The 18,739-nt window shown below is 38.8% G+C and carries 19 protein-coding genes; 6 read left to right on the top strand and 13 right to left on the bottom strand.

The window, feature by feature from the left end; all coding sequences use genetic code 11:
- The first annotated feature begins 9 nt into the window (after positions 1-9).
- From EHR07_RS06670 to EHR07_RS06655, 4 genes are read left to right on the top strand one after another with little or no spacing between them, the layout of a single operon-like run.
- The gene (locus tag EHR07_RS06670; RefSeq protein ID WP_135744345.1) at positions 10-1,110 is read left to right on the top strand and encodes a thiolase family protein; all 1,101 of its coding nucleotides are present in this window, start codon (positions 10-12) and stop codon (positions 1,108-1,110) included.
- Positions 1,110-2,171 (top strand): lipopolysaccharide heptosyltransferase II, encoded by a 1,062-nt coding sequence (gene waaF / locus EHR07_RS06665; RefSeq protein ID WP_135744344.1) that lies wholly within the window; start codon positions 1,110-1,112, stop codon positions 2,169-2,171. The genes EHR07_RS06670 and waaF overlap by 1 nt, the downstream gene beginning before the upstream one ends.
- Complete coding sequence (locus EHR07_RS06660) at positions 2,168-3,487, top strand: aminopeptidase P N-terminal domain-containing protein (RefSeq protein WP_135744343.1); 1,320 nt, start codon at positions 2,168-2,170, stop codon at positions 3,485-3,487. Before waaF ends, EHR07_RS06660 begins: the two co-directional genes overlap by 4 nt.
- 28 nt (positions 3,488-3,515) lie before the next feature.
- Positions 3,516-3,974 (top strand): MarR family winged helix-turn-helix transcriptional regulator, encoded by a 459-nt coding sequence (locus tag EHR07_RS06655; protein WP_135744342.1) that lies wholly within the window; start codon positions 3,516-3,518, stop codon positions 3,972-3,974.
- A 19-nt stretch (positions 3,975-3,993) separates the two neighbouring features.
- Here the strand turns inward: EHR07_RS06655 and EHR07_RS06650 are convergent, their stop codons facing one another.
- The 3 genes from EHR07_RS06650 to EHR07_RS06640 form a co-directional block, all read right to left on the bottom strand.
- Complete coding sequence (locus EHR07_RS06650; protein ID WP_135744341.1) at positions 3,994-4,752, bottom strand: enoyl-CoA hydratase/isomerase family protein; 759 nt, start codon at positions 4,750-4,752, stop codon at positions 3,994-3,996.
- 75 nt (positions 4,753-4,827) lie between these two features.
- A complete protein-coding gene (locus tag EHR07_RS06645) occupies positions 4,828-6,006 on the bottom strand; it encodes a M20 metallopeptidase family protein (protein ID WP_135744340.1) in 1,179 nt (392 codons plus the stop codon).
- Positions 6,003-7,565: a TolC family protein gene (locus EHR07_RS06640; RefSeq protein ID WP_135744413.1), complete on the bottom strand. Its 1,563-nt coding sequence runs from the start codon at positions 7,563-7,565 to the stop codon at positions 6,003-6,005. The genes EHR07_RS06645 and EHR07_RS06640 overlap by 4 nt, the downstream gene beginning before the upstream one ends.
- 241 nt (positions 7,566-7,806) lie before the next feature.
- On the opposite strand from EHR07_RS06640, the gene EHR07_RS06635 reads away from it, so the two are divergent.
- A complete protein-coding gene (locus tag EHR07_RS06635) occupies positions 7,807-9,876 on the top strand; it encodes a thioredoxin domain-containing protein (protein WP_135744339.1) in 2,070 nt (689 codons plus the stop codon).
- Here EHR07_RS06635 and rsfS read toward each other — a convergent pair.
- From rsfS to rplU, 10 genes are all read right to left on the bottom strand, one after another.
- Positions 9,863-10,228, bottom strand: coding sequence for a ribosome silencing factor (rsfS, locus tag EHR07_RS06630; protein ID WP_135744338.1), 366 nt, complete (start codon positions 10,226-10,228; stop codon positions 9,863-9,865). The two genes, EHR07_RS06635 and rsfS, sit on opposite strands and share 14 nt — an antisense overlap.
- A gap of 1 nt (position 10,229) precedes the next feature.
- A complete protein-coding gene (locus tag EHR07_RS06625; RefSeq protein ID WP_135744337.1) occupies positions 10,230-11,387 on the bottom strand; it encodes a LytR C-terminal domain-containing protein in 1,158 nt (385 codons plus the stop codon).
- Complete coding sequence (gene yqeK, locus EHR07_RS06620) at positions 11,377-12,000, bottom strand: bis(5'-nucleosyl)-tetraphosphatase (symmetrical) YqeK (RefSeq protein WP_135744336.1); 624 nt, start codon at positions 11,998-12,000, stop codon at positions 11,377-11,379. Before yqeK ends, EHR07_RS06625 begins: the two co-directional genes overlap by 11 nt.
- Positions 11,997-12,608 (bottom strand): nicotinate-nicotinamide nucleotide adenylyltransferase, encoded by a 612-nt coding sequence (locus tag EHR07_RS06615; protein ID WP_135744335.1) that lies wholly within the window; start codon positions 12,606-12,608, stop codon positions 11,997-11,999. Before EHR07_RS06615 ends, yqeK begins: the two co-directional genes overlap by 4 nt.
- A 2-nt stretch (positions 12,609-12,610) precedes the next feature.
- Complete coding sequence (locus tag EHR07_RS06610; protein WP_135744334.1) at positions 12,611-13,876, bottom strand: glutamate-5-semialdehyde dehydrogenase; 1,266 nt, start codon at positions 13,874-13,876, stop codon at positions 12,611-12,613.
- A gap of 3 nt (positions 13,877-13,879) precedes the next feature.
- The gene (gene proB / locus EHR07_RS06605) at positions 13,880-14,746 is read right to left on the bottom strand and encodes a glutamate 5-kinase (RefSeq protein ID WP_135744333.1); all 867 of its coding nucleotides are present in this window, start codon (positions 14,744-14,746) and stop codon (positions 13,880-13,882) included.
- Entirely contained in the window at positions 14,733-15,758 is a 1,026-nt protein-coding gene (obgE, locus tag EHR07_RS06600) for a GTPase ObgE (protein WP_135744332.1), read from the bottom strand. Before obgE ends, proB begins: the two co-directional genes overlap by 14 nt.
- A gap of 79 nt (positions 15,759-15,837) precedes the next feature.
- Positions 15,838-16,095 (bottom strand): 50S ribosomal protein L27, encoded by a 258-nt coding sequence (gene rpmA, locus EHR07_RS06595; RefSeq protein ID WP_135744331.1) that lies wholly within the window; start codon positions 16,093-16,095, stop codon positions 15,838-15,840.
- A 3-nt stretch (positions 16,096-16,098) separates the two neighbouring features.
- A complete protein-coding gene (locus tag EHR07_RS06590; RefSeq protein ID WP_135744330.1) occupies positions 16,099-16,428 on the bottom strand; it encodes a ribosomal-processing cysteine protease Prp in 330 nt (109 codons plus the stop codon).
- Positions 16,429-16,737: a 50S ribosomal protein L21 gene (gene rplU / locus EHR07_RS06585; RefSeq protein ID WP_135640794.1), complete on the bottom strand. Its 309-nt coding sequence runs from the start codon at positions 16,735-16,737 to the stop codon at positions 16,429-16,431.
- 118 nt (positions 16,738-16,855) lie between these two features.
- On the opposite strand from rplU, the gene typA reads away from it, so the two are divergent.
- Positions 16,856-18,664, top strand: coding sequence for a translational GTPase TypA (typA, locus tag EHR07_RS06580; protein ID WP_135744412.1), 1,809 nt, complete (start codon positions 16,856-16,858; stop codon positions 18,662-18,664).
- Positions 18,665-18,739 lie beyond the last annotated feature (75 nt).

The raw sequence follows: 18,739 nt of genomic DNA, 5'->3' as shown, positions 1-18,739 counted from the left end.
TATATTCTAATGAAGAAAGTTTACATTCACAATCCATCATTGAGTGTATTCGGAAAACACAAAGGATCTCAACTTGAATTGTCCTTTGCGACCGCAAAACAATCTGTACATGAGTTTCAATCTCACAAAATTCAATTCATCATCTACGCTAGTTTTTCGCCTGATTCTTATAATAAAGAATACCATTTATCAGCCAAACTCCCGGGGTTACTCGGAATCCGTGATGTTTATTCCGTAAGGATGGAAACTGCTTCCTCTTCGGGAGCATCAGCTTTTCAATTGGGAGTGAATTTAATCCAAAGTGGGAGGTTTGATCATGGACTTGTTGTGGCAACGGAACTGATGAACCAACTCAACCGAGAAGAAAGTAATCTTTTGTTAGGTTCTGTTTTATCGGATTCGCAAAGAGCACTTGGAATGTCCATGGCCCAAGGTGGAGCTATGATCACTCGGAAGTATTTAAATGACTATGGATACAAAGAAGAAGACCTTTTTGCCATTTCAAAAAAATTACATGATAATGGACTTAAAAATCCAAAAGCCCATATCAAAAAGAATTTATCTCTGGAAGAATACCAAAACCAAACCATGATATCCAGTCCCTTGGGATTGTATGATATCTCACCACTTTCTGATGGGTCGGCAGCCCTCATTCTTTCCAAAGATCCAGGTGGCATTTCTGTGAAAGGAATGGGGTATGGGACAGCACCATTTCTTACCTCAGCCGATCCCAGTTTTCTAGCCAATCGTATTGCCTTTGAAAAAGCCTATACCGAAGCTGGTGTTGGTCCCAGTGATATCGATTTTGCCGAATTACACGATGCCTTCACACCTTTTGAATTAGTGGGGGCTGAAGATGCTGGTTTTTTCAAACGAGGAGAGGCCTTATTCCAGGTAAAAGCTGGCCTTACCCATCCTAAGGGAAAAATCCCTATCAATTCCTCCGGCGGACTCAAATCAAGAGGGCATCCCGTGGGTGCTTCGGGCCTAGCACAAATTGTCGAACTTTGCCGCTTCTTTGAGGAATGGCCGGAAAAGCGGTTGGCAGTAGCGCAAAGTATAGGTGGACTTGCTACAAACAACTTTGTGTCGATATTAGAAAGAGCCTGATGCCCGAAAAAATACTGATCATCCAAACTGCCTTTTTAGGTGACCTGATCCTATCCACTTCGTTTTTCCATGCGGTCAAAACGGAACACCCAGGTGCGGAAATCCATGTACTCGTGAATGCGGGCACAGAGTCTGTATTAGACAATAACCCCGATTTAACAAAAGTTTGGTCACTCGACAAAAAACGGATCAAAAAAAATCCATTTGCCTTTTTACATTTTGCTGGTTTATTAAAGAAAGAATCATTTAACAAAGTGTATTCGGCACATTTTTCGTTTCGTTCGAGTTTGTTATCTTATCTTACAGGTGCTCCTATACGTATTGGATATAAAGAATCAGGTTTTTCTTTTTTGCATACAAAAACAGTCCAAAGACCCAAACAAGGACCTCATGAAGTAGAAAAACTATTTTCTCTTTTGTTTGAGGAATATGATTATCCTACGGGAAGAGAAAGACGTCCGTATTTATTTCCTGGCCAACCAGAAGAAGAATCCTTTTCTAAAACCAAAAAGGAAATTTTAAATAATGAAGAAGGATACATTCTTGTGGCACCTTCTTCCCTTTGGGAAACCAAACGAATGCCGGAAGAAAAATTTGTAAGTGTTATTACCCAAATCCTTCGCAAACGAAAAGAAACAGTCATTTTAATTGGAAGCAAAGCAGATTTAGAAATTGAAAATACAATCTTTCGATTGATGAAAACAGAACCTTTGCAACTTCGGGAACGGAGCCGTTTGGTTTCCCTTGTGGGAAAAACTAACTTAAAAGAATTAATGGTTTGGATGCAAAATGCCAAGGCCATTATTTCCAACGATTCCAGTCCCATCCATTTTGCTTCTGCCTACAATACTCCGACGGTGATGCTTTATGGAGCGACAATCCCTGCGTTTGGATATGGAAGCCTTTCCGATAAACATAAAATCATGGAAGTACAAGGTCTAAACTGTAGGCCTTGTGGAATTCACGGCGGTAGAATTTGTCCAGAGGGACATTTTCGTTGTATGATGGACCAAAACCCGGTCCGAATTTTTGAAGCCCTTGAGGAAATCATTAAAGTATGAAATTACCAAATAAAAAAACAAAAGAATATAACTCTAAATTATACCGCAGTCGGATCACAAACATTCAGAAAAAGTTAAAAAAAGGGGAAATCTTTATCCTTTTTGCGGCAAACCATAAAATTAGAAACCGTGATGTTGAGTATAAGTTTCGCCAAAATTCCGATTTTTATTACCTAACAGGAATTACAGAAGAAGACTCTATCCTTGTCATCACTCATGATATTTCAGGGATGTTCTGTTTACCCAAAGACAAAGAAAAAGAAATTTGGACGGGAATTCGTCTTGGGAAAGAAAAAATCAAATCCATGTTAGGTTTGGATTTTTCTTATGATTTAAGTGACTGGGAAAAAGAAAAACCTGCCATCCTGATTGGAAATCATACATTATATTATTTTTTCGGTGAAAATCCTGATCGTGATAGGGAACTGATCACTGAATGCCGTAATCTTTCGGAGAGAGCAAGGGAAGGAAAATTTGGACCGCACCGCATCGAACACCCCAATTTTTTACACGAAGAAAGACTCACAAAATCCAAAGAAGAAATTTCACTTTTAAAAAATGCCGCAGAAATCACAAAACTGGGCCATATGCGCATTATGCGAGAAAGTAAACCAGGAATGTATGAATATGAATTGGAAGCACTCCTCGACCATGAATATTTAAAATACGGATCGATTGGCGGTGGTTATGGACATATTGTGGCCTCTGGAAAAAATGCCTGTATCCTTCATTATGTGAGTAATGACGATATTTTAAAAGAAGGGGAATTGGTTCTTGTGGATTCGGGTGCCGAATGGAATTATTATACAGCGGATGTCACACGTGTATTTCCAGTAGGCAAAAAATTCACGGAAGCGCAAAAAACAATTTATGAAATTGTTTTATATGCACAAAAAAATGCGATTCGTAATTCTATTGCAGGAACTCCTTTCAATGAAGTACATGAAAAAACCGTTAGGTTCCTCAGCGATTGTCTACGAGAAATGGGTTTTTTAAAAGGCAGTTTAGAAGAAATTATCGAGAAGGGAACTTACCGAAAATTTTATATGCACAGAACAGGCCATTATTTGGGTATGGATGTGCATGATGTGGGAAGATATTTTTTAGAAGGAAAGTCAAGACCACTTAAGGATGGTCAGGTGGTGACTGTCGAACCTGGACTCTATTTTGACCCTACAGATGATTCGGTACCGAAAGAATTTAGAGGAATCGGAATTCGAATTGAAGATGATATTCTGATTCACGGCAAAAATCCAGTTAACTTAACGGAATCGATTCCCAAAGAAATTTCAGAAATTGAGGCTTTAAAAGCTTAATGGTTTTATTTAAGTTAGTTGCCGTTTCATGAGTCGAGAACTTCCCAAACGATTTCGTTCGGTTCGGTATTTTGATCGAATTAGTTCGGAAATTGCAGACATTGTTCGATTTGAGATGGAAAAATTGGGTTATCCCGGTCTCACTACCTCCCATTTTGAAATACTCACCTTTCTTTTGCGAAGCAAAGTTCCTATCAATATGACGCAAATTGCCAAAACCATCGAAAAAACTAAACCTACTTGTACGGTTCTTGTCAATCGATTGGTGAAAGAGGGACTTGTGGAAAGAAATCCATCGCCAAGTGATGGAAGGGAGTGGGCTCTTCTTTTGTCAAAGGATGGGAAAAAAATACGAAAGAAAATTGTGACCATCTCTGCCAAACTTCTTTCGTTACAAACTTGGGGAATTTCAAAAGAAAACGAGGATATTTTATATCCTATCCTCGAAGAAATCTACAAACACATTCGAAATAAAAAAGAAAATTAAAGGATTCTTTTTATCTATCTTAGGATGTGAATACTGGTCTTCTTACTTGTACCGAAGCAGAAATTCCTTCCTGTGCATCCTTAGATTGGATACTTTGGATGGTTGCTTTGATGTCTGTTTCAATGAGTGCTAAGATGTTTTTCTGAACATTCAAAATCCCTAATTTTGTATCCTTCATTGCTGACAAAGAATTTTTCTTTAATTTGGTTTGGAGAGATTTCGACTTTTTCTTTACTTCTTCTTCTGTTCCCGCAATTTCCTCAAACAAACTTGGCATCTCCTTTGCTTTAAAAGCATCTCCAAGAAGGACATGGCGTTTTGCCGCATCATATCCAACAGCTTCGCCAAGAAGAGCATAAATAAAGGAAGGAACTTGGATTCCAATTTTTACCTCTGGTAACCCGAATCGAATGTCTTCTGTTGCAAAACGGTAATCACAAACAAGCGCAAGCATCGCTCCATAACCAAGTGCATGTCCAGAAATCTCTGCAATAGTGGGAACAGGAAGGGTAAACAGACTTTTTAAGTTATCATAAAACAAATCTAAGAAGGGAGCTAAATCTTTAGATAGATCCATTGTACTCACCGTAGTTAAGTCTAATCCCAAGGAAAAACTTCCAGCAGATTCACTTTTTAAAACAATGGCTTTAGAATTGGATTCTTTGGCAGATTGGATCGCTTTTTTTAATTCCAAAAACGATTCGTTAGAAAAACTGTTCTTGTCGTTAATGCCCAATCGAATAAAACCGATTCCGTCAACTTGTTCAAATGAAATCATATAAATCCTCTAGAAAATGGTTAGATGTCTAACTAATAACCTTGGGTCAAAAACAGGCAAGATTTATTTTGTTTGTTAGGAATTTAAAAGATAGGTTTTAATCACTTCTTTCATAACTGAAAGACCAATCGGAAGGGCATCTTCATCAAAATCAAAAAATGAACTATGGTGGGAGTGGATAAATCCCTTGGCTTCGTTTCGCGAACCAATAAAAAAATAACAACCGGGGCGTTCCATTAGAAAGGCAGAAAAATCTTCTCCTCCCATGGTTCTCGTGTTTTCTTCGGTGAGACAGTTTTCACCAAGAACATTTTTGGCAGCAGTTCTGACGATATCCGCCATTTTAGGGTCATTGATGGTGGGTTTGTCAATTCGGCTGTATTCAAATTCAACTCTGGCTCCAAACCCAGCGGCAATTTGGTTCACTAGTGATTCCATACGTTTGGGAATCATTTCATAAACCGATTTGGAATATGTGCGAACAGTTCCGTGCAAAGTTGCAGTTTCAGGGATGACATTAAAAGCATTTCCGGAATGAAAAGATCCCACGGTCACCACACAGGGCTCTAAAGGATCTACATTTCTGGAAACTAAGGTTTGTAAGGCTGTCACTAAATGGGAACCCACAACAATGGGATCCACTGTATGTTGCGGGATGGCACCGTGACCAGAGGTTCCTTTCACAGTGATTTTGAATTCGTCTACAGATGCCATCATTGTACCGTTGACAACACCCACTTTCCCTAGATCAATATGGTTCCAAACATGGAGAGCAAAAACAGAATCGACTTTGTAACGGTCAAGAATTCCAGAGGCAATCATTCTATCAGCCCCGGATCCACCTTCTTCGGCAGGTTGGAAACAAAGAAGGACTCTACCTTTGGGGACAAATTCTGAAAAAGAGGATTTCAGTTCCGAAGAAAGAGCCATTAGAATGCTTGTATGTCCATCATGACCACAAGCGTGCATTTTTCCGGGGTTTTTACTTTTATATTCGTGATGATTTTCTTCGTGGATAGGAAGAGCATCCATATCCGCTCGAACAAGGATGGTTTTTCCAGGAATTCCAGAATCAAATAATGCCACAAGGCCTGTCTCTGCGATTCCCGATTCCACTTGGAATCCTAAGGATTCTAAATGTGATTTCACGAAAGCGGCAGTTTCTTTCTCTTCGTATTTAAGTTCTGGAAACTGGTGAAAGGTTCGTCTGTACCTAACCATCTCCTCTTTTCTATGAGAAGGATAAACTTTCATAATTTATCAGTTTCTTGTTTGGCTCTTTTTTCAACTTCTTCTAAAATAGAATACAAATCGAGCCCATACTTTTCAAAAAGAGAATTTTTTGCGAGCTCATACCGGACTAAATTGATATTAAAATTGATTTTTGCCTGTGTCACCGCAAGTTCAGCATTTGCCAAACTATCAAGAGCGTTTTTTACGTTAACAGCCGTATAACGACCTTGCCGAAAACGTTCCATCAGTCCATTGTAGAAAGTTTCTGTTTCTTTTCTTGTTTTGACTAAGTCTTTAAGTAAAGAATGGCTTGCAATCAATGCTTCATATCGAATGTCTATTTCTTGCGTAATTTCTTGTTCTAGGTTTTGGATTTTTAGTTCGTTTAGTTTTAGATTGGTTTCCGCATCGCGAATTCCCGCTTTAATTCCTAAATCCCAAAGTGGGTAAGACATTTTTAATTCTGCTAAAATTTGTGGGTAGTTTAGAGAAGTGATACCTCTTTGTCTTGCTATAAAATTCTCTTGTGGAGAAAGAAAATTTTGCCCTAAAGAACCATAAGTAACGGTAGCAAGTAATGACGGATCGTCCTCAGCAAGAGCTGTGTTTAATGCGAGTTTCGCAATCTCTCTCTGTCTTTTTAAGATAAGATAGTCTGTTCGACGAGAAAGAGCATATTCTTTGTCAGCCTTAAGATCGATTCCAGTTGGGAGAGTTTCACTTAAATCAGTAACCCCTTCAATCGAGGAACTAGTATCCACATTTAAAATTCGGATTAGATTTCTTTCCGCTTCTAGACGATCTACTTTTGCTTTTTCTAATAAAGACTGAGTTTTGAGGTAGGCCTGGTTCCATTGGTTGACTTCAAAACCTTCGGAAAGTCCTAGTCCTGTTTTGCGAAGGGTCAATCGGCGAATTTCTTCCGTATTTTTTGACACCTTCTCGTATGTGGCAATTTGCGAATCAACAATACTGAGAGACCAATAATCCACTAGAATTTTTACAACCAGTTGGGTAAGTATGTTTATATAATTTTCCCTAACCAGTAAGGTTTGGTTTTTTAAAAGTTTTTCTTTATCTTCTTCATTTTTACCAAACCCGTATTTCAGTAATTCTTGGGAAAGAGTTACTGAGAGTGCTCCTGTATACATAGGAGGTGCTGCCAGTAAACTTCCAAAGGCTGCTGTTTGCGCATTGGGATTTTCAAATGCGTTTACGTCATACCGAATGGTGCTGATTTCGGTTTTAAAATAAGTTCCTGTTTTGAATTGTTTCTCAATTCCTGCAGAGATTTTATCCTGGGAGCGAATGGTTCCCGCAAAGATGTTATTTCTGTTTTCTGGAAAAAGTTGTTTGGCTGATTGGATACTGGCCAATGCTTTCCAAGTATACTTGGATTCGTTTTTCCATTCTGGACTATCCGCTTTTACAATTTCTAATTTTGCGTTTTGGACAATGGTATTGTTTTCAATTACTTGTTCAATGGCTTGTGAAATGGTGAGTCGCAGTTTTTTTGGACCCTTCCCTTGTTCCAGAAATTCTGGCACTGTATTACCGTTTTCCCATTGGGAAAGCTGCATCCGTTTTACATCCTCTTCAAAGTCAGAATCCGCAAAAATTGGGACACTGAGTAAACTAAAAGATATTAACCAACTGGTCAACTTTCGAGGATTTATGAAAAAACCTGGGGTTGTCAAAATATTATGATTCAATGGAAACTTCTTAAACCCCTTACACAGACAAGATGAAAAAATCAATGTTGTCAATCAACCTAAAATGTAAAAAGCTACGTAGAGAAACTATCGTTTCTGGGAGTGTATTGTGGCAAATATGTCGAAAAAACCGAATCGTTTGGTTCATGAAAAAAGTCCTTACCTGTTACAACATGCACACAATCCCGTAGATTGGTTTCCTTGGGGGACGGAAGCTTTCGAAAAAGCCCAAAAGGAAGATAAAATCATCCTTTTGTCCATTGGATATTCCACTTGCCACTGGTGCCATGTGATGGAACGAGAATCCTTTGAAGATGTTTCCACAGCGGAAGTTTTAAATCGTGATTTCGTATGCATCAAGTTAGACAGAGAAGAACGTCCAGACATAGATAAAATTTATATGGATGCCCTTCATGCAATGGGAACTCAAGGCGGCTGGCCTCTCAATATGTTTCTCACTCCCACTAAGGAACCGATTCTTGGTGGCACTTATTTTCCTCCCGAAAATCGCTACGGCAAACGAAGTTTTAAAGAGGTTCTTCGGTTAGTTTCCGAGGCATGGAAAAATCAAAGAGAAGAACTCATCACAGCTGCATCGGATTTGACACAGTATTTGCGAGAAAATGAAACAAGACCAAATGAAGGAAAGTTGCCTGGCAAAGAAATCATCGAAAAAAACTTTGAACGTTATCTCCAAGTGTACGATAAAGAATATTTTGGCTTCAAAACTAATTCTGTGAATAAGTTTCCTCCTAGTATGGCACTTTCTTTTCTTACGGAATTCTATTTATTAAAAAAAGAACCACGCGCCCTTGAGATGGCTTTCAACACGGCCTATGCTATGAAGTCTGGTGGAATTTATGACCAAGTAGGGGGAGGAATCTGCCGTTATGCGACAGACCATGAATGGTTAGTTCCGCATTTTGAAAAAATGTTATATGACAATTCTCTTTTTGTGGAAGCTCTTTCTATATTGTATAAAGCAAGCGGCGAAGTTTTTTTTCTGAATGTGATTCGTGAGATTGTCACTTACATTCGAAGGGATATGACTTTAGAATCTGGTGGGATTGCTAGTGCAGAAGATGCAGATTCTGAAGGAGAGGAAGGGAAGTTTTACCTTTGGGGTCATTCCGAGTTTCATCATTTAGTTTCGGACGAAGAGATCCAAGGATTTTGGAATGTCACAGAAGAAGGCAACTTTGAACACCAAAACATTTTAAATGTTTACTTTCGGGGGAAAAATCCTTATGCGGAGGGAATCCAATGGACTCCCGAATTTTCTAACCGTTTGGAGAACGCGAAAGAAAAGTTATTAATAGAGCGCATAAATAGGATACGTCCTTTACGAGATGACAAAATTTTAACCTCATGGAACTGCCTATGGATTAGAGCCCTTTTGAGTGCTTACGAAGTTTCTGGCGATATAGAATACCTAAACGATGCCAAAAAGATTTATTTGTTTATTACTAAGGAACTAGTTGGAGTAGACGGCTCAATTTTAAGAAGGTTTCGAGAAGGTGAAGCAAAATATTTTGGGACTCTTCCTGATTATACGGAATTTATATGGGTATCATTTAAACTCTTTCAGTTAGATGAAGATAGAACTGCCTTTGAAAATGGAAAAAAATCTTTAGAATATTTAATTTCCAATTTTGAATCTAAGGTTGGACCATTTTACGAATCCTTTCATGGCAATGAAGATTTGATTGTGCGTACGATTGAAGGTTACGATGGTGTAGAACCTTCTGGAAATTCTACCATCTTACACTTATTTCATCTTTTAAATTCTTGGGGTTTTAGAAAGTGGGATCTACAAAAAAAAGCGGATTTGATTTTTGCTTACTTCCTCCCAGAACTAACTCAAAATTCTTTAAGTTATCCATCGATGATTTCGGCATTCCAAAAATTCCAATATCCATCCAAAGAAGTCCTTGTCGTATATAAAGACAAAGACCCTAAAGAAATCCAAAAAATAAAAAACAAATTATCCATGTTGAAAGATCCTAACCTAGTTTGGTTAGTCATAGAAGAATCTAGGGCAAAAGAATTATCACAAGAACTGGAACTCTTAAGTGGAAGAGGTGCCGGTTCTGGTATTTTATATTATGTTTGTCGCAATTTTTCTTGTGAATTACCTAAAGACAATTGGGAAGAAACACTCACTCTTATACAAGAATAGGAGTGGCGTCTCCCCAAAGACGATCCAATGAATAATAAGTTCGCATTTCGTCTGTCATGATATGTACACAAATTTCACCATAATCCAAAAGTATCCAACCTGTCGCATCTTTCGGAAGATCGGCAAGGTTTTGTCTTTTGACGGCGAGTTTTAATGGTTTCATGTATTTATCAATATCTTTAGCACAAGATCTACCTTGTGTTTCCGTTTTGACTGTTGCTAATACAAAAATAGATAAATAACTATGAACATCTTTTAGATCCAAAAACTGTATATTTTCACATTTTTTGTCAATTAACGTCTGTTTAATTTTCTTTAGATGATCTAATGTTTCGGCACTGATATTTGGCATTTTAGTCCTTAGAATTTTGAAAATCTTCTCCGAGGATCACAGTCGCATCCAGTCCCAAATCTTTTCTAAGAGCGAAGTAAACTCTTCGGCCTTGGAAGGTATCTGAGATAAGATCGGTGTACTGCGTATTTCCGGAGCGGTTTAAGATGATACTGGATTTAAAACTAGAATCCCAAGCATTGTCAACGGAGAGAACTTTCAGACCCTTATCATTCAGAAGCACCTTGCCGTATCTGGCAAGTCCATTTTTGGGAGTACCATTGAGTACTTCGATCCTTGCTCGTTCCCCCTCACTAAAAGCAAGAGAACGAAGTTCGCTTGCAAATTTATGAAAGGCAACTTTTACCGTTTCTTCATTGGCTTTTAAAACTTCGTCTTTGTATTTTGGACGACCCATTGGTTCACCTGGAACTTCAGAAACTCCAAAATGAATTTTTTCTTTTTTTAGAAATTCAATCAAGGTTTCCCATTCTTTTAGAGATAGGTTTGTCGACATCTGTGAATGGAGATAGGCTACTCTTTGTTTACCGAGTAAGTCTTTTTTTTCATGAATGGCTTCGAGCACTGTCAAAAATACTGTTTCTTGTATCTCCAAACGACGAATATAGGAGATCATTGATTCATCCGCAAGAGAACTCATCCAATCAAATGTATCTTCTCCATCAAGAACGTAAGTTTGTTTGTTCCTTGCGTAATTTTTTGTGATGTGAAGAGATTTTGGTTCGAAAAATAGATTCAATCCACCAAGTAAATTAATCCAATTTTGAAACTGTTCTTTGGTCCAAACAATTTTAAATGGAATGTTAGAATCTAAAGTATCTTCTAAAACAGATTCCACATAAGAAGGTGCCGAACTTCCTTTTTCTTTTAAAGATTTTTCACCATCATCAAAACTGGTTTTGGGGTTTACAAAAAAGAGTGCAGCCTTCTTTTCATTCGGATAAAATTCCGCGTAAAGGGAAAAAAGATATTCATCCTTATCACCTAATACGGAAAAAAGAACAGGCAGGCGTTTGCTTTGAGAAAATTTTTGATCTAACGAAAATCCACCCTTGGAGCGGAATACTAAAAATAAAAGAGCTATTAAAAAGAAAGAACCTGCGGCAAAAAGAAGAGTTTTAGCAGGAATTGGTTGTTTTTTCGGTTCTTCACGTAACATCGAATTGGTTTTCCTTAATTTGAATTGCGGATTGGTTATACATATGAAACGTATTAGGATGAATGACTTCTTTTTTTTCCATAAGAAAGGAAATGGTTTGAAAGGCTTTCATAAAAACACCGTAACTTAGGTTTTCCTTGGTTTTTGAAACCCATAAAGAAAGTTCTGGATTGCGAAACGCAAAATCAGAACCTAAAAAATCCGAAGCATAAACAATCCTATCCAAAAGACTTGGTGTCTCGTTTCCTAATGTATGGGAAGAGATTGCTTTTGCCACTTCGGGATCAGAAAAACCGTATTCTTTTTTTAACCAGAAAGGAGCAGAATAGGCATGGAGAGCCTGAACCGGAATTCCTGTTTCATCGAAAAAAAACTCACGAAAGAGTCCCAAATGAATTTCCTGTTTTTTCTGTTTGGTGATGTCATGACAAAGTCCTGCTAGGTAGGATTTTTTGGGATTGGGATATCCATGGATTTTGGCAAGATCTTCTGCATAATCTGCCACTCGTAGTATATGGTGGTATCTAGTTTCTGTGACGTGTTTTGGCACTTCTTCTTTAAAAAATAAAATCCAATTTTCTATGGAGGCATGAAACTCGGGAATTTGTATCATGGGGAACTCAAATCCCTTTTGGATAACAAAAACTGACGTATCAGTTCTTTAGTTTTTGGCATAAGAAAATCTATTGCTAAATTTTTAAAATTGATTTCTCGAATCTCTGTACTACTCACAGGCAAAATGGGATTGGAGAGGATACGAACCTTGGCCTTAGGAACAAAATTGGGGATAGGGATTTCCTTGGGATCAGCTGTTTCTCTCCTAACCACAATGATCTCTTTTACAATGTCTAAAATTTGTTGATAAGATTTCCACCTGTCAAAATGAATTAAGTTATCCTCTCCCAATACAAGGGAAAGTTCGGAATTTGGATGAAGGGAACGTAGTGCCATTAAACTATCAATCGTATAACTAATATTTGTTTTTTTTATTTCCTCGTCCCAAAGAATTACATTGGTTGAAAGAAATGATTCAAATTCCGAAAGACAAAGTAACCAAATCTCAGAAGCACTAAATTCTTTTCCTCCCTCTTTAAATGGAGAAACAAAATTTGGGCAAATATAAAGAAGAGCGTTTGGATAAAACAGGGATATGGTTTTTATCACATGTCGGTGTCCAATGTGAGGGGGATTGAAACTTCCTCCAAAAAAAAGAACTTCCATTTTTAAACGCGGACTTGTCCACTTCCTGTTACATACGTTGTGGTCGTTGTTAGGTGGATAAGTCCCATTGGTCCTCGCACATGGAGTTTGCCAGTAGAAATTCCTACCTCAGCACCCAGCCCATACTCGCCACCATCATGAAACCTTGTCGAACAATTCACAAAAATGGCAGCACTATCGAGTTCCTTCTGAAAGGTTTGGATTTCGGTTACATCTTCAGACAATATACATTCCGTATGACCAGAACTATACTTTCGAATATTCTCCATAGCTTCCCATACAGAACCCACTAATTTTACGCTAAGCCTTGTATCCAAAAATTCCGTACAAAAATCATCCTCTGTCGCAGGTTTGGCGGAAGGAAATATTTTGGTGATGGATTCATCTCCTAAAATTTGCACTCCATTTGTGGCTAAAGATTCCAGTAAATTTTTTATATTGGGATAGTCTTTGTGGATCAAAAGATTTTCCAAAGCATTACAAACTCCAGGGCGTTGCACTTTTGAATTCAGTAAAATAGGAAGGACAATCTTTGGATTTGCCTGATGGGAAAGATAAAGATTGGTAACACCTTTATCGTGTTTAATGACAGGGATTTTACTATTTTCGGAGACAAAACGAATGAGAGCCTCACCACCGCGGGGAACAATCACATCAATTAAATCATCCAATTGAAAAAAGGGAACCATCGCTTCTCGATTTGTATTTTCGACAAAGGTTACCACTTCTTTTGTCACAGCTGGCAATTTTTTTTCTTCGATCGCTTGGTGGAATAAAGAAGAAAGGATTAAATTAGAATGAAAGGCTTCCGAACCACCTCGTAAGATACAAGCATTCCCGGATTTAAAAGATAAAGAAGCAATATCGATGATCACATTGGGTCTGGATTCAAAAATTGTCATCACCACACCAATGGGAACACGTTTTGTGAGAAGTTCGAGTCCATTGGGAAGAATGGTTCCTCTCACGACTTCACCCACTGGATCTGGCAAATTACGAATTTCTTCTATACTCTTTGCCATATTTTTAATTCGTTTGGAATCAAGTAGAAGGCGGTCCATCATGGCAGAAGATAATCCTTTCTCCTGTCCATTTTTCATATCGATTTTATTTTTTTCGATAATCGCAGATTCATTTTCGAAAAGAAGTTCTTCTACTCGTTTTAGAACGGAGTTTTTTTCTAAAGTGGTTAAACCTTTTAAGCCTCTACTAGCTAACTTGGCTTTGGTGGCTAATGATCTTGCATAGTTTGTGTTTTCGTCTGCCATAATTTACTCCGTCTGAAAGGAAAAAAAATGAGATTGGATTTCGGAGGCATTCGGAACTCGGTGGTCATAGGAAAAATTGGCAACTAACGTTCCAAAGTTTTCTGTTTCAAAAAACTGAGAAATGGCGTGTTTTTTTTCCCCATTGACGATCCCAGTTTTAATGCCATAAGGTAACAAAAGTTTGGCTGCGTTGATTTTAGTAAACATTCCACCAGTGCCTGGGCCGGAAGGACCTGTGGCAAGAGTTTCTGTTTCTTTTGTGATTTCTGTAAACAAATCGATTTTTTCCTTACCATTTAAAAAACCATCGACTCCTGTCAGGATGAGAAGTAGGTCTGCTCCTACAATCGAGGCAACAATGGCTGAAAGAATATCATTATCTCCCAAATTGAGTTCTTCTGTGGAGACAGAATCATTTTCATTGACTATGGGTAAAATGCCCCAATCTAGAAGTTGGCGAAAGGTTTGTTTGAGATTGGTAAAACTATTATCTTCGTTTAAATCTTTGCGACCAAAAAGAATTTGGGCGATAGGAATATTGACCCGGCTAAAAAAACTTTCATAGAGATTGAGGAGTTTGTTTTGGCCCATTGCAGCAAAAGCTTGTTTTTCTGCGAGACTTGTTTTCCCTTTGGGTAATGATACGGATCCCATCTGATCCACCAGAAGTTTTTTTCCTTGGGCTATGGCCCCAGAGGAAACAAGAATTACTTCTTTACCTTGGTCACGTAGGGTTCGGATATCACCTACAAGATCATATAAAAAATCATTAATTTTGGATTCTTCACCGGAAACACGTGCACTTCCGATCTTTACCACAATCAGTTTTGCTTTTTGAATGGAGCTTAAAAATTCCTTACGTGTTTTCATAAACTAATTTTGCTTTTTCAGGAAAGAATACCTTATCAATTCTTTCGAGTAGGTATTCTAAATTGGATTCTTTGTCTGCGGATATACAAATGATTTCCCCTAAATGAGAATAGTTTTTTTGAATCTCTTCTGTGAAACTAGGATCATTGTCCCAAATATCCATTTTGTTGATGACAATAAGAAATTTTTTGTTTAGAAGCGACTGGTTATAATTTCCTAGTTCACTTCGTAACATTTCTAATTCTTCTTCGAGTTGTAAATTCCCACCATCAAATAAAAATAAAATCCCTTGTACACGTTCAATATGTTTAAGAAAACTGATCCCAAGGCCCACACCTTTGGATGCCCCTTCAATGATCCCTGGAATATCTGCCACAGTATAACGAAACAAATCTTCGTGTCTATGCACCACACCAAGGTTAGGGGATAGGGTAGTGAAGGCATATCCTGCAATTTTAGGATGGGCATGAGTAATCTTGGCAAGTAAGGTCGACTTACCAGCATTAGGCAAACCAACAATTCCAATATCAGCAAGTAACTTTAATTCTAAGATTAGAGAAAGTTCACCACCTTCTTCGCCAGGTTGGCTATAACGAGGTGCTTGTTGGACAGAAGTTTTAAAAAAGGTATTCCCTTTGCCACCCCGGCCACCCTTGGCTATGGTAAAACTTTCACCGTCGGCATTGAAATCATATACAAGTTCCATAGTGACTGCGTCAATGATCTGGGTTCCCACAGGTACTTTTAGGATTAAGTCTTCTCCATTTTTTCCATTTCGGTTTTGACCAAGGCCTGGTCCTCCGTCTTCTGCGGCATACATCCGATCGGGGAGATAGTTTTCCAAGGTCATCATTCTACCTTCGGCGACAAAAATAACATCACCGCCTTTGCCACCATCGCCACCGTCAGGTCCTCCAAACTCGACAAATTTCTCTTTATGGAAATGGACAGAACCTGCCCCTCCGTGTCCGGCTCGAATTTGAATGGGTACTTCGTCGATAAATCCGCTCATAATTTCCTTTAGTCAAAAAAAAACCCGTTCAAGGGAGATCCTAAAACGGGTTTTGTCCTCTCACATTTGTAGGAGAGGCTTATACTTTCGGGTAAACGGAGATTTGTTGTCTTTCTCTAGTTACGTGTTCGAAAGTTACAACACCGTCAACGAGTGCATACAGAGTATGGTCACGACCAATCCCTACGTTTTTTCCTGGTTTGTATTCAGTTCCTCTTTGGCGAACAATAATGTTCCCAGCAATGGCTTGTTGGCCACCGTAAACTTTTACACCAAGTCTTTTCGATACCGAATCACGACCGTTCTTTGTGGATCCACCACCTTTCTTTGTAGCCATTGTTTACCCCTTTATTATTTCGTCGTGGATGGAAATCGCTGCGGAATGAGAGTTTTTCAAAGATTCTAAACCAAAAGCAACCATCGAAAGTAGGCTTTGGTAGCCAGCTCTTTGGTCCTTTTTCACTAAAAACCTTAGGTATCCTTCTCGTTTTTCTTCCGTTTCCAAACTGTCTTGTGATGCCAAATACGAGTGAGCACTCTGAACCAGAGTAGAGACTCCTGCACACAAAAGATTTTCGCCTTTCGAACCTAGGTCCTTGGGAGAATGTCCTTCCAGTTGGATTCCTGCGATTTTCCCTCCTAAATCTTTTAAAATTTTACTATAAATCAATTAACCGCTGATAGAAACTACTTGGAGTTTTTGGAGTTGTTGTCTATGACCCCAAGACTTCTTGTAGTTTTTTCTCTTTTTGTATTTGAAACCGTGGATTTTGTCACCCTTACAGTCTTCTAATACTTTCAAAGTCACTTTCGCACCAGACAATGCTGGGGAACCGATATTGACTTTGTTATTATCGGAAAGGAGTAGGACTTTCGTTTCTACTGTGCTTCCAACCGAGTTTCCTGTTTTTTCTGCGACGAATACCTGGTCAGGAGACACTTTAAATTGTTTGGCTCCAAGTTCAATGATGGCGAACATATAACTATCCTAATCTCTTTCTCGAATGTAGTTCTTACCAGGATTTCTGATGGGCACCTCTTGTCAAACTGAAATCCCCATTTACAGCCTAACTGGATTAGAATTTCTGGTAAAAACAATGGAAATTCGCAACATCGCCATCATCGCACACGTCGACCACGGTAAGACGACACTAACAGATTGTATCCTTCGCCATACGGGCGCCGTAACCGCAAAAGAAGACCGAGAAAGACTCATGGATTCCAACACTTTGGAACAAGAAAAAGGAATCACCATCCTTGCCAAGAACACTTCGGTAAAATACAAGGGCACTCGCATTAATATCGTAGACACTCCGGGTCACGCTGACTTTGGAGGAGAGGTGGAACGAGTTCTGTCCATGACAGACTGTACATTATTACTTGTCGATGCATTCGACGGTCCGATGCCACAAACTCGTTTTGTTCTTGGAAAATCTCTCCAACTTGGCCACAAACCAATTGTGGTCGTAAACAAAGTAGACCGTGAAGGTGCAAGACCTGGGTATTCAGTCGACAAAGTTTTTGATTTGTTTAGTGATCTCGGTGCCACAGAAGAACAGTTAGACTTTCCAATCATCTATGCTTCAGCAAAACAAGGTTGGGCAGTAAATCAACTTTCGGAAGTTCCTGGATCCAATATTGAACCACTTCTCGATAAAGTTTTGGAACATGTGGCTGCTGTTAAAAACGAAAGTGATAAAGCCCTCCAATTCCAAGTCACAGCCCTTGATTATAATGAATACGTAGGTCGTATTGCCATTGGTAAAATCTACCAAGGAACTATGAAAAAAGGCGCTGATGTAACACTTGCAAAAACAAATGGAACCACTGCCAATTATAAAATTACAAAACTTTATGGTTACGAAGGACTCACTCGTTACGAAATTGATGAAGCGGGATCCGGAGATATCGTAGCAATGGCTGGAATTCCGGATGTGTTCATTGGGGATACAGTTTGTGATTTAGGAAATCCACTCCCACTACCTGCCATCCAAGTAGAAGAACCAACCGTTTCCATGTTCTTTATGGTCAACAACTCTCCGTTTGCTGGAAAAGAAGGAAAGTTTGTCACAACAAGAAACCTTCGCGAACGTTTGGATCGGGAACTTGAAACCAACGTGGCACTTCGTTTGGAAGAAACAGAAGACAAAGATCGTTTTAAAATTTTAGGACGTGGAGAACTCCACTTATCCATCCTGATTGAAAACATGAGAAGGGAAGGATATGAACTCCAAGTATCTCGTCCAGAAGTAATCATCAAACAAAACGAACTTGGGGAAAAAATTGAACCTTACGAAACTCTCGTCATGGACCTTCCGGACCAATATTCTGGTGCTTGTATCCAAGAGCTGAACCGCCGTAAAGGGGAACTCACTGGAATGGATGCTCATACATCAGGAATCACTCGTGTAGAATATATCATTCCGACAAGAGGCTTAATAGGATTTAGAGGTCATTTTATTTCCGAAACTCGTGGGGAAGGGGTAATGTCTAGCCGCTTCTTACGTTTTGATAAATACAAAGGCGAAATTCCTGGTCGTAAAAACGGAGCTCTCATTTCTATGGACTCTGGGGAATCGACTGCTTATGCATTATGGAAAGTGCAAGAACGCGGGGAACTTTTCATTGAACCACAAGTGGCTGTGTATCCAGGTATGATCTTAGGGATGAACAGTAGGGATTCTGATTTGGAAGTAAACCCTGTGCGTGAGAAAAAACTCACAAACGTTCGTGCTTCTGGATCAGATGAGGCAATTCGTCTTGTTCCACCGAAGAAACTCACATTGGAACAATCTATTGAATTTTTAGATGATGATGAACTTTTGGAAGTGACTCCTCAAAGTTTACGTCTACGTAAAAAAGTATTGGATGCCAGCATGAGAAAAAGATCGGGAAGTGGAAGATAAGTAGAATTTAAAACATTCACTGAATTTCCATATACCAAAAAAAAGGGACTAAAATTTAGTCCCTTTTTTTATCAA

It is taken from the genome of Leptospira bandrabouensis (assembly GCF_004770905.1).
Lineage (GTDB): Bacteria > Spirochaetota > Leptospiria > Leptospirales > Leptospiraceae > Leptospira_A > Leptospira_A bandrabouensis.
This window is presented reverse-complemented; position numbering and strand designations above follow the sequence as displayed.

Excerpts from the sequence above, each read along its gene's own strand:
- EHR07_RS06660 (WP_135744343.1), top strand. The coding sequence starts at position 2,168 with ATGAAATTACCAAATAAAAAAACAAAAGAATATAACTCTAAATTATAC.
- EHR07_RS06670 (WP_135744345.1), top strand. The coding sequence starts at position 10 with ATGAAGAAAGTTTACATTCACAATCCATCATTGAGTGTATTCGGAAAA.
- EHR07_RS06625 (WP_135744337.1), bottom strand. The coding sequence starts at position 11,387 with ATGTTACGTGAAGAACCGAAAAAACAACCAATTCCTGCTAAAACTCTT.
- EHR07_RS06655 (WP_135744342.1), top strand. The coding sequence starts at position 3,516 with ATGAGTCGAGAACTTCCCAAACGATTTCGTTCGGTTCGGTATTTTGAT.
- typA (WP_135744412.1), top strand. The coding sequence starts at position 16,856 with ATGGAAATTCGCAACATCGCCATCATCGCACACGTCGACCACGGTAAG.
- rpmA (WP_135744331.1), bottom strand. The coding sequence starts at position 16,095 with ATGGCTACAAAGAAAGGTGGTGGATCCACAAAGAACGGTCGTGATTCG.
- rsfS (WP_135744338.1), bottom strand. The coding sequence starts at position 10,228 with ATGCCAAATATCAGTGCCGAAACATTAGATCATCTAAAGAAAATTAAA.
- yqeK (WP_135744336.1), bottom strand. The coding sequence starts at position 12,000 with ATGATACAAATTCCCGAGTTTCATGCCTCCATAGAAAATTGGATTTTA.
- rplU (WP_135640794.1), bottom strand. The coding sequence starts at position 16,737 with ATGTTCGCCATCATTGAACTTGGAGCCAAACAATTTAAAGTGTCTCCT.
- EHR07_RS06640 (WP_135744413.1), bottom strand. The coding sequence starts at position 7,565 with ATGCAGCTTTCCCAATGGGAAAACGGTAATACAGTGCCAGAATTTCTG.
- waaF (WP_135744344.1), top strand. The coding sequence starts at position 1,110 with ATGCCCGAAAAAATACTGATCATCCAAACTGCCTTTTTAGGTGACCTG.
- EHR07_RS06650 (WP_135744341.1), bottom strand. The coding sequence starts at position 4,752 with ATGATTTCATTTGAACAAGTTGACGGAATCGGTTTTATTCGATTGGGC.
- obgE (WP_135744332.1), bottom strand. The coding sequence starts at position 15,758 with ATGAGCGGATTTATCGACGAAGTACCCATTCAAATTCGAGCCGGACAC.
- proB (WP_135744333.1), bottom strand. The coding sequence starts at position 14,746 with ATGAAAACACGTAAGGAATTTTTAAGCTCCATTCAAAAAGCAAAACTG.
- EHR07_RS06610 (WP_135744334.1), bottom strand. The coding sequence starts at position 13,876 with ATGGCAGACGAAAACACAAACTATGCAAGATCATTAGCCACCAAAGCC.
- EHR07_RS06645 (WP_135744340.1), bottom strand. The coding sequence starts at position 6,006 with ATGAAAGTTTATCCTTCTCATAGAAAAGAGGAGATGGTTAGGTACAGA.
- EHR07_RS06615 (WP_135744335.1), bottom strand. The coding sequence starts at position 12,608 with ATGGAAGTTCTTTTTTTTGGAGGAAGTTTCAATCCCCCTCACATTGGA.